Below are 9,268 nucleotides of genomic sequence, written 5' to 3' on the forward strand. Positions count from 1 at the left end.
GGGCGGCCAACCTCCCGCGCTGGTCTATTGGCAAAGAAATGATATCAACCAACCCGATCAGCAGGTGCAACGAGTAGCTTAATTTACGCCAGATCCTGTCCAAGAGATGGGGAGTAGCTCACACACCGGCTCGATCGCGACGCCAAGGTGGTCATCACGACGATCCAGCGGCTCTATTCGATGCTGAAGGGAGAGGAACTCGATCCGGAGGACGAGGAGGGGTCTGCCTACGAGACCTGGGCCACGGACGAAGGCGAGATCCCCCCGCTGCCCTACAACCCCAAGATCCCGATCGAGACATTCGATTTCATCGTCACCGATGAGTGCCACCGGTCTATCTATGGGCTCTGGCGGCAGGTCCTCGAATACTTCGATGCGTCGATCATCGGGCTGACGGCGACGCCTTCCAAGCACACCCTGGGCTTTTTCAATCAGAACCTCGTGGCCGAATATCCCTACGAGCGGTCGGTCGCGGACGGTGTGAATGTCGGCTACGAAATCTACTCGATCCGCACGAAGGTGACCGAAGACGGCGGCAAGGTGGAGGTCGAGGACACCACCTTCCAGGTGCCGGTGCGCGACAAGCGCACCCGGGCGGTCAGGTATCGCGATCTGGATGCCGATCTCGATTACACTGCCAAGGAACTCGACCGCTCGGTCGTGAACCCGAACCAGATCCGCACGGTTCTTCAGACCTACCGCGACCGCGTCTTCACTGAGCTTTTCCCGGACCGGTCCGGCGAATGGCTCCCCAAGACGCTGATCTTCGCGAAAGACGACAACCACGCCGAAGAAATCGTCCACGCCGCGCGCGAGGTCTTCGGCGAGGGCAACGATTTCGCCAAGAAGATCACCTACCGCAACACCGGAGAGTCGCCGAAGGAGATGATCAAGTCCTTCCGCCTCCAACCGTTTCCTCGGATCGCGGTGACGGTCGACATGATCGCGACGGGCACCGACATCAAGCCGGTCGAGGTCCTGATCTTCATGCGGGATGTCAAATCCGAGGGCTACTACGAGCAGATGAAGGGCCGGGGCGTGCGCACCATCCCGGACACCGACCTTCAGTCCGTCACGCCCGATGCGAAGACGAAAACGCGTTTCATCCTGATCGACGCGGTCGGTGTGACCGAGACCAAGAAGAACGCCAGCCAACCGCTGGAGCGGAAGCATTCCATGAGCTTCGAAAAGCTCATCGACCAGATCGCCATGGGCCGCCGGGATGAGGATGCGCTCTCGTCCCTGGCCGGGCGACTGGCGGCACTCGACCGCAAGCTCGATGACGAGGACCGCAAGCGCATCGCGGACCTGACCGGCGGCAAGACGCCGCGTGACCTCGCCAACGATCTGCTCGACGCCATCGACCCCGACACGCAGGCCGAGGCCATCAGCAAGCGCCATGGCTCCATGTCGACGCCAGAGCAGGACGCCGAGGTCATCGAGGACCTGACCGACACCGCCTGCGCGCCCTTCGACCGGCCCGATGTCCGAAACCTGCTGAAGGACATCAAGCAGAAGACCGAGATGATCATCGACGAGGTCACGACGGACGAGGTCCGCTCGGCCGGGTTCGACATGAAGCACGCGGAGGAGAAGATCACCTCCTTCCGCACCTTCATGGAGGAGAACAAGGACGAGATCACCGCGCTCCAGATCCTCTACAATCTGCCTGCCTCCCGGAAGCGGCTGACCTATGCCGCGATCAAGGAACTGGTGCAGCGCATGGCCGACGGTCCGCACTACCTGCGCACCGCGGATGTCTGGCAGGCCTTCAAGCGGCTCGATGCGGCCCGGGTGAAGGGGGCGCCTGTGGACCGGCAGCTGACCGAGGTTGTCAGTCTCGTCCGCTTCGCCTTGGGCACGGATGGCGACCTGGTGCCGTTCGGCGACCGCGTCGAACAGCGCTTCAATCTCTGGGTCGGTCGTGAGAAGAGGGCAGGCAGAGACTATACGGCGGAACAGATGGACTGGCTGCGCATGATCGCGACCTTCATCGCCGCCAATGCGGAAATCACGCCGCGCGACTTCATGGAGGTGCCGGGCCTTGCGGACAAGGGTGGCCTGCTGAAGGCAAGGGCGCTCTTCGGGGACGGACTGAACGACATGCTGGATGAGCTGCAAGGGGCGCTGGTGGCGTGACGGACGGATTGCCGGAAGGGTGGGCCGCCGCACGGCTCGGCGACCTTGGAAAATGGAGTAGCGGAGGCACTCCGAACAGGAAGAAGCCCGAGTTCTTCGGTGGCGAAATACCTTGGGTGCTGACCGGAGACTTGAATGACGGGATCATCCACGATGTTGGTGGAAGGTTGACACCTGAGGGCTTGGCTTCTTCATCCGCCAAAGTATTTCCGAAGGAAACATTGCTTGTCGCCATGTATGGAGCGACGATCGGAAAGCTTGGACGGCTCGGGTCGGAAGCTTCGACCAACCAAGCATGTGCGGCTTTGATCCCTTCTGAAGAAAATGCACAGCTCCTCCCGTTCATCTTCTTGTTCTTGTTGTCGCAGAGGCGCGAGCTGAAAAAGCTCGGCAAGGGTGGAGCTCAACCGAACATCAGTCAGACAGTGATTAAAGAGCTCCCTATTCGACTTCCCCCACTGGCCGAGCAACACCGCATCGTCGAGAAGATCGAGACGCTCTTCGCGCAGCTCGACAAGGGCGAGGAGGCGGTGCGGCAGGTGCAGATGCTCCTGAAGCGTTATCGCCAGTCGGTCCTCAAGGCCGCCGTCACCGGTGAACTGACCGCCGACTGGCGCGCCGCTCGCGAAGGCCAGCTCGAACACGGCCGCGACCTCCTCTCCCGCATCCTCATGGCGCGGGAGGAGAACTGGCAGGGCCGCGGCAGATACAAGCCGCCGGTGGAACCGGTCACGACCGGCTTGCCCGACCTGCCCGAGGGGTGGGTGTGGGCATCAGTGGATCAGGTGTTGCGTGCTGGCCTGTCCAATGGCCGTTCGGTTCCTGATGCTCAATCCGGCTTCCCGGTGATGCGGCTTACTGCACTTCGTGACGGTCGCGTTGATACCAGAGAAATGAAGATCGGCGCTTGGAGTGCCGACGACGCGGAACCCTACCTTGTTGAAATCGGAGACATTTTGGTGAGCCGGGGCAACGGCTCGAAGCAGCTTGTTGGCAAGGGTGGCCTCGTATCGACGCTTCCCGAACTTGTGGCGTATCCGGATACGATGATCCGCATTCCGATTTCACTCGGCTTCCTCGATCCAGAGTGGTTCCTTTATCTCTGGAACTCGCCATTCATGCGTCAGAAGATCGAGGCCGCAGCCAAGACCACCGCTGGAATCTACAAGATCAATCAGAATGACATCCGTGCGTTCACTGTCCCACTACCGCCGTTGGCGGAACAGGAAGAGATCAGGGCACAAATCGACGATGTGATGTCCAAGGTCGTGGCTGCGGAGAATCTCGCGGCGACTGAACTCACCCGCTCCGCCGCCCTCCGCCAGTCGATCCTGAAAGACGCCTTCTCCGGCAAGCTCGTCCCCCAGGACCCGGCCGACGAACCGGCCTCGGCCCTCCTCGACCGTATCCGTCAGAAAAGGAGCGCATGACATGGGCGCCCGCGTCTTCATCTCTTACAGCCATAAGGACGAACAACTGCGCAACGAGCTGGAGGTCCATTTGACTATGCTCAAGCGTCAGGGACTGATCGAACCTTGGCACGATCGCCGCCTACTTGCGGGGGACAAGCTGGATCGGTCGATCGACGAAGAGCTAAACCGGGCCGACATTTTCCTTCTGCTGATTAGTCCTGATTTTATTGCCTCGGACTACTGCTACGAGATCGAAAAAGGTCGCGCGCTCGAGCGTCACCAGGAAGGAACAGCCCGGCTGATATCGGTGATACTGCGTCCTTGTGAGTGGCAGGAAACTGCGCTGGGTGAGTTTCTTGTCACACCCACTGATGGTAAGCCGATCTCGAAGTGGCCCGACCGCGACGAGGCATTCCAGGATGTCGTGAAGGCCATCCGCAAAGCGGTCCAGCAAACTGGCGCGGCACCATCGCCGACGGCCGCAAGAACGCCTCCCTCTGCCGTGACGCCGTCGGCAGCGGCTCCGGCACGGGAACGCCCCCGGTCGTCCAATATGCGCCTCCGAAAGGACTTCTCTGACGCGGACCGCGATGCCTTTCTGTTCGAGGCCTTCGAGTTCATGGCAGAGTTCTTCCAGGGATCTCTCGACGAGCTTCAGGCCCGCAATGACGGTATCGAAACCCGGCTGCGCCGCAAGGATGGCGATTGCTTCACCGCCACCGTCTACCGAAATGGCAACAAAGTTGCCGGCGGGACGATCCGGGTCGGAAACACATTCGGCCCAGCCATCACCTGGCTCGGCGATGACAGCGGACGCAAGAACACGCACAACGAAAGCCTGTCCGTCGGACATGACGACCAGAAGCTCTTCCTGTCACCCATGGGTATTCCCTTCGGTGGCCCCGGCCAGGATGCACATCTGACACATGAAGGCGCGGCCGAGTATCTTTGGGACCTTCTGATCAGTGGCCTACAGGGATCGTAGGCGGGAGAGGTTCATGACGCAGAAACACAGACTCGAGAAAGCTTCAGCAACATGAGCGACATCAAGCTTTTCCAGCAGAGCGGCGAGGTTCTTCGGGAGCTGTCCAGTTCAGCGGCACCGTTGGAGAAATCCCTCCAGACCCTGTTCGAACAGAACCTCGAAAGCCTTCTGGGTGTTCGCTTCCTCGAGTCTGAGTATTCCACGACCCATGGCGGCCGCATGGACACCCTGGGCATCGACGAGAACGGGTATCCCGTCATCATCGAATACAAGCGGACGCATTCAGAAAATGTCATCAATCAGGGCCTGTTTTATCTGGACTGGCTGATGGACCACCGCGGCGACTTTGAGCTCCTGGTTCGCGATGCTTTGGGAAAGGACGCTGCGCTCGCCATCGAGTGGAGCGCGCCGCGTCTAATCTGTATCGCTTCCGATTTCACGAAATACGATACGCATGCGGTGAAGCAGATGAGCCGAAACATCGAACTCATACGCTACAGGAAGTTCGGTGACAGCCTTCTCCTGCTGGACCTCTTGACGGCAGTGTCTACCTCTGCGTCGCCGCAGGTTTCAGTGGTGGCGTCCGGAGCACCGACAAAGGCCACCCGATACAAGACGAATGCCGAGAGCCTCGCGGATGCCGACCAGAATCTCGCCAACCTCTACTCGGATGTCGAAACCTTCGTGCTGGGGCTGGGCGACGATGTGATCCAGAAAGAGCTGCGGAACTACTTCGCTTTCAAACGCATCAAGAACTTCGCTTGTGTCGAGGTTAAGCCGCAGATTGGCGTGATCCGTCTCTATCTGAAGATTGATCCCGACACGATTGAAATGATCGAAGGTTTCTCGCGGGATGTGCGAAAGATAGGGCATTTCGGGACTGGCGATCTGGAAGTCACGCTCAAGACCCATGATGATTTCGACGCCGCAAAAGAACTCATCGTAAAATCCTACGAGGCATCCTGATGACCAACGAACAGCTTGTCGCCAAGGTCTGGAACTACGCCCATGTCCTGCGCGATCAGGGCGTCTCCTACGGCGACTATGTCGAACAGATTACCTATCTCCTGTTCCTCAAGATGGACCAGGAGCGCTCTGACCTTCTGGCAGAGCCCTCCGCGCTGCCGAAGGAATGGCGCTGGGTTAACCTCGCCGACAAGACTGGCGACGCGCTGGAGCTGCAATACCGGCACACGCTTGAAAATCTCGCGAAGCAAGACGGGTTGGTCGGGACGATCTTTCGCAAGAGCCAGAACAAGCTCTCTGACCCCGCCAAGCTGACCCGGGTTGTCAGCCTGATTGACAGCGAAGGGCCGTGGATCGGGCATGGCGTCGATGTGAAGGGTCACATCTACGAAGGCCTGCTGGAGAAGAACGCGTCCGAAGTGCGATCCGGTGCCGGCCAGTATTTCACCCCGCGTCCGGTGATCGACGCCATCGTCGAATGCGTCAGCCCAAAGATACGAGAAACCGTCTGCGACCCCGCCTGCGGAACCGGGGGATTTCTTCTGTCGGCATACGACCACATGAAGGATCAGAGCCAGGACCGCGAGGCCTTGAGGGAACTGCGTCACACCTCCTTCACTGGCGTAGATATCGTTGATGAGGTGGTCCGGCTCTGCGCCATGAACCTATACCTGCACGGCATCGGCAACGACAGCAGCCCGGTGTTCCAAGGAGACGCCCTGGCGGGAGACAACGGTAAGCGCTTTGATGTGATCCTGACGAACCCGCCGTTCGGCAAGAAGTCGAGCTATAAGGTGGTCGGCGAAGATGGCCAGGTCAGCACGGAGCGCGAGACCTACGAGCGTGACGACTTCAAGTTCACGACCTCGAACAAGCAGTTCAACTTCCTCCAGCATATCATGACGATTCTGGCCACGAACGGCCGGGCCGGAGTGGTGCTTCCAGACAATGTGCTCTTCGAGGCCGGGAGGGCCGGGGAGGGTATCCGGAAGCGCCTTCTTGAAGACTTCAACTTCCACACCCTTCTGCGGCTTCCTACGGGCATCTGGTATAGCCCAGGGGTCAAGGCGAATGTCTTGTTTTTCGACAAGAAGGCCGCTTCGAAGGACGTGCAGACGAAAGAGCTGTGGGTCTATGACTACCGGACCAATGTTCACAAGACCCTGAAGACCAAGCTGCTGGTCCGTTCCGATCTCGATGACTTCGTTGAGTGCTACCGAACGCGGGTTGAGACGGATCGGTTTCGTCGATTCAGCTACGACGAGCTGACGGCGCGTGACAAGCTAAACCTCGACATCTTCTGGCTGAAGGACGATAGCCTTGAAGACCTCGACAACCTTCCGAAGCCAGATGTGATCGCGGCCGAGATTGTCGAAAATCTGGAAGCCGCACTTGAGCATTTCCGAGGCGTGCAGGAAGAACTATCTGAGCCAGCAGAGTGACGACTCAATCGCCGAGACACAGGCTCTTCGGCAGGGGTGCAGCGTCATCATGGCAGCGATGTCAGCGCCGTATCCGTTTCTGGGGCCCGTCCCAGATATGACGCGATATCCGGGGTTATGACGCGAAAATACCCCCAGTAAACGCCTTTTTTTATGGAATCCGCTCTGCCCCTCTGTCTTCGGGAGGCAGGGGTCGGAGGTTCGAATCCTCTCACTCCGACCAATAGGATCAAGGACCCTGCGGGGTCCTTCTTCGTTTTCGCCCCACAGCGCGCTTGCGAAAATCGACGGCGGCGGGCACATCCTAGGCATGATCTGGATTGTCCTTGGATACCTGGCCGTCGGCCTGTGCCTGCTGCGTGTATTGCTCAGGGCGCATCGCGATCCCGCCGCGCGGGCCGCATGGGTGGCCACGGTGGTCGCGGTGCCTGGCGTCGGCGTCGTGGCCTATCTGCTGTTCGGCGAGACCAACATCGGGCGGCGCCGGCTGGACCGCCTGCGCCGGATCGAGAAGACCCTGCCCTATCCCCCGGTCCCCTCGCCCGATCTGGCGCCCGACCTCGATCCGCTGTTCCGCGTCGGACGTTCGATCAGCGGCTTTGCCCCCTGCACCGGCAATTCGGCCCGGCTGATGGACGACAGCCCCGCCACCATCGACGCGCTGGTGGCCGATATCGACGCCGCGCGCGAACATGTGCACCTGCTGTTCTACATCTGGGTCAAAGATCACAGCGGCCGCAAGGTGGCCGAGGCGTTGATCCGTGCCGCGGCCCGCGGTGTGACCTGCCGGGCCATGGCCGACGACATCGGCTCGCGCCGGATGATCCGCTCGCCCCTCTGGGAACAGATGAGGGCCGCCGGGGTGCAGGTGGCCGCCGCCTACAAGGTCGGCAACCCGCTGCTGCGCATGTTCATCGGCCGCATCGACCTGCGCAATCACCGCAAGATCGTGGTGATCGACGGGCATATCACCTATTGCGGCAGCCAGAACTGCGCCGACCCGGAATTCCTGCAAAAGGCGAAATACGCCCCCTGGGTCGACGTGATGATGCGCTTCGAAGGGCCTGTCGCGCGCCAGAACCAGCGCGTGTTTGCCGCCGACTGGATGGAGAATGTCGACGAGGATCTTTCGGGCCTGGTCACCGACAACCCGCCCCAGGGCGGCACCGGCTTCGCCGCCCAGGTGGTGGCGACGGGGCCCAGTGCCCGTGCCTCGGCCATGCCCGAGATGTTCACCTCGCTGATCTACGCCGCGCGCGACGAACTCTTTGTCACCACGCCCTATTACGTGCCCACCGATGCGATCCAGTCCGCCCTCTGCGCCGCCGCCAACCGGGGCGTGCGGGTGACGATCATCTTTCCCGCGCGCAACGATTCGATCTTTGTCGGCGCCGCCAGCCGCAGTTACTACCCCGAACTGATCGCGGCGGGCGTGCGCGTCCACGAATACGAACCCGGCCTGCTGCACGCCAAGACGCTGACCGCCGACGGGCGCTTCGCCTTCATCGGCTCGGCCAATATGGACCGGCGCAGCTTTGACCTGAATTACGAGAACAACATCCTGCTGACCGACCCCGATGCCATTGCGGCCCTGCGCAAGCGGCAGGACAGCTTCCTGCAGGCAAGCCGCCCGGTGACCTCGGGCCAGGTCGCAGAATGGAGCGCGGCCCGGCGCATCTGGCAGAACGCCGTCTCGATCATCGGGCCGGTGCTCTAGCCGCCCAGTTCGCTCCGCTTCGGCAGCAGGGCCGTCAGCAGGCCAAGCGCGGGCAGGACCGAGGTCATGACAAAGACCCAGGCGATGCCGTTGGCATCCGCCAGCACCCCCAGCACCGCCGCGCCGATGCCGCCCATCCCGAAGGCCAGGCCAAAGAACAGCCCCGCCACCGTGCCCACCCGGCCCGGCAGCAGCTCCTGCCCATAGACCACGATGGCCGGAAAGGCCGAGGCGAGGATCACCCCGATGATCACGCTCAGCACCCCGGTCCAGACCAGCGGGACATGCGGCAGCAGCAGGGTGAAGGGCAGCACCCCCAGGATCGACACCCAGATCACCGCGCGCCGTCCGATGCGGTCGCCCACCGGCCCGCCGATCACCGTTCCAAGGGCCACCGCGCCCAGGAACAGGAACAGCATCTGCTGCGCCGCCTGGGTCGACAGGCCGAAGCGGTCGATCAGGAAGAAGGTGTAATAGCTGCTCATCCCGGCCATGTAGATGTTCTTCGAGAAGATCAGCAGCACCAGCACCGCCAGGGCAATCCGCACCCGGCGGCGCGGCAGTCCATGGCCCGCCGGCGCCGGGCGGCGGCGGGCGGCGGCCTGGG

The 9,268-nt window shown here is 61.4% G+C and carries 7 protein-coding genes and 1 pseudogene; 7 read left to right on the forward strand and 1 reads right to left on the reverse strand.

The annotated features are described in order from the left end of the window. Nucleotides 1-129: 129 nt before the first annotated feature. From GLS40_RS18180 to cls, 7 genes and pseudogenes are all read left to right on the forward strand, one after another. Nucleotides 130-522, forward strand: a pseudogene (locus GLS40_RS18180) (DEAD/DEAH box helicase family protein); the annotation flags it as partial. 138 nt (nucleotides 523-660) lie between these two features. After that, on the forward strand, nucleotides 661-2,139 hold the full coding sequence (locus GLS40_RS18280) for a type I restriction-modification enzyme R subunit C-terminal domain-containing protein (protein ID WP_408003733.1): 1,479 nt from the start codon (nucleotides 661-663) through the stop codon (nucleotides 2,137-2,139). Further along, complete coding sequence (locus GLS40_RS17730; RefSeq protein ID WP_160383887.1) at nucleotides 2,136-3,569, forward strand: restriction endonuclease subunit S; 1,434 nt, start codon at nucleotides 2,136-2,138, stop codon at nucleotides 3,567-3,569. Before GLS40_RS18280 ends, GLS40_RS17730 begins: the two co-directional genes overlap by 4 nt. Before the next feature lies 1 nt (nucleotide 3,570). Then, nucleotides 3,571-4,536, forward strand: coding sequence for a toll/interleukin-1 receptor domain-containing protein (locus tag GLS40_RS17735; protein WP_160383888.1), 966 nt, complete (start codon nucleotides 3,571-3,573; stop codon nucleotides 4,534-4,536). A 51-nt stretch (nucleotides 4,537-4,587) separates the two neighbouring features. Beyond that, entirely contained in the window at nucleotides 4,588-5,502 is a 915-nt protein-coding gene (locus GLS40_RS17740; RefSeq protein ID WP_160383889.1) for a DUF5655 domain-containing protein, read from the forward strand. Next, on the forward strand, nucleotides 5,502-6,944 hold the full coding sequence (locus GLS40_RS17745) for a class I SAM-dependent DNA methyltransferase (protein WP_160383890.1): 1,443 nt from the start codon (nucleotides 5,502-5,504) through the stop codon (nucleotides 6,942-6,944). Before GLS40_RS17740 ends, GLS40_RS17745 begins: the two co-directional genes overlap by 1 nt. 310 nt (nucleotides 6,945-7,254) lie before the next feature. Beyond that, complete coding sequence (cls, locus tag GLS40_RS17750; protein ID WP_160383891.1) at nucleotides 7,255-8,661, forward strand: cardiolipin synthase; 1,407 nt, start codon at nucleotides 7,255-7,257, stop codon at nucleotides 8,659-8,661. Here cls and GLS40_RS17755 read toward each other — a convergent pair. Next, on the reverse strand, nucleotides 8,658-9,268 hold a 611-nt coding region (locus GLS40_RS17755), incomplete at its 5' end, for an MFS transporter (protein ID WP_160383892.1). The two genes, cls and GLS40_RS17755, sit on opposite strands and share 4 nt — an antisense overlap.

The sequence above is a fragment of the Pseudooceanicola pacificus genome (assembly GCF_009789075.1).
Taxonomy (GTDB): Bacteria; Pseudomonadota; Alphaproteobacteria; order Rhodobacterales; family Rhodobacteraceae; genus Pseudooceanicola; species Pseudooceanicola pacificus.

Bases quoted from the DNA above. Each gene is read 5' to 3' on its own strand.
- GLS40_RS17735 (WP_160383888.1), top strand. From the start codon at position 3,571: ATGGGCGCCCGCGTCTTCATCTCTTACAGCCATAAGGACGAACAACTG.
- GLS40_RS17740 (WP_160383889.1), top strand. From the start codon at position 4,588: ATGAGCGACATCAAGCTTTTCCAGCAGAGCGGCGAGGTTCTTCGGGAG.
- GLS40_RS17745 (WP_160383890.1), top strand. From the start codon at position 5,502: ATGACCAACGAACAGCTTGTCGCCAAGGTCTGGAACTACGCCCATGTC.
- cls (WP_160383891.1), top strand. From the start codon at position 7,255: ATGATCTGGATTGTCCTTGGATACCTGGCCGTCGGCCTGTGCCTGCTG.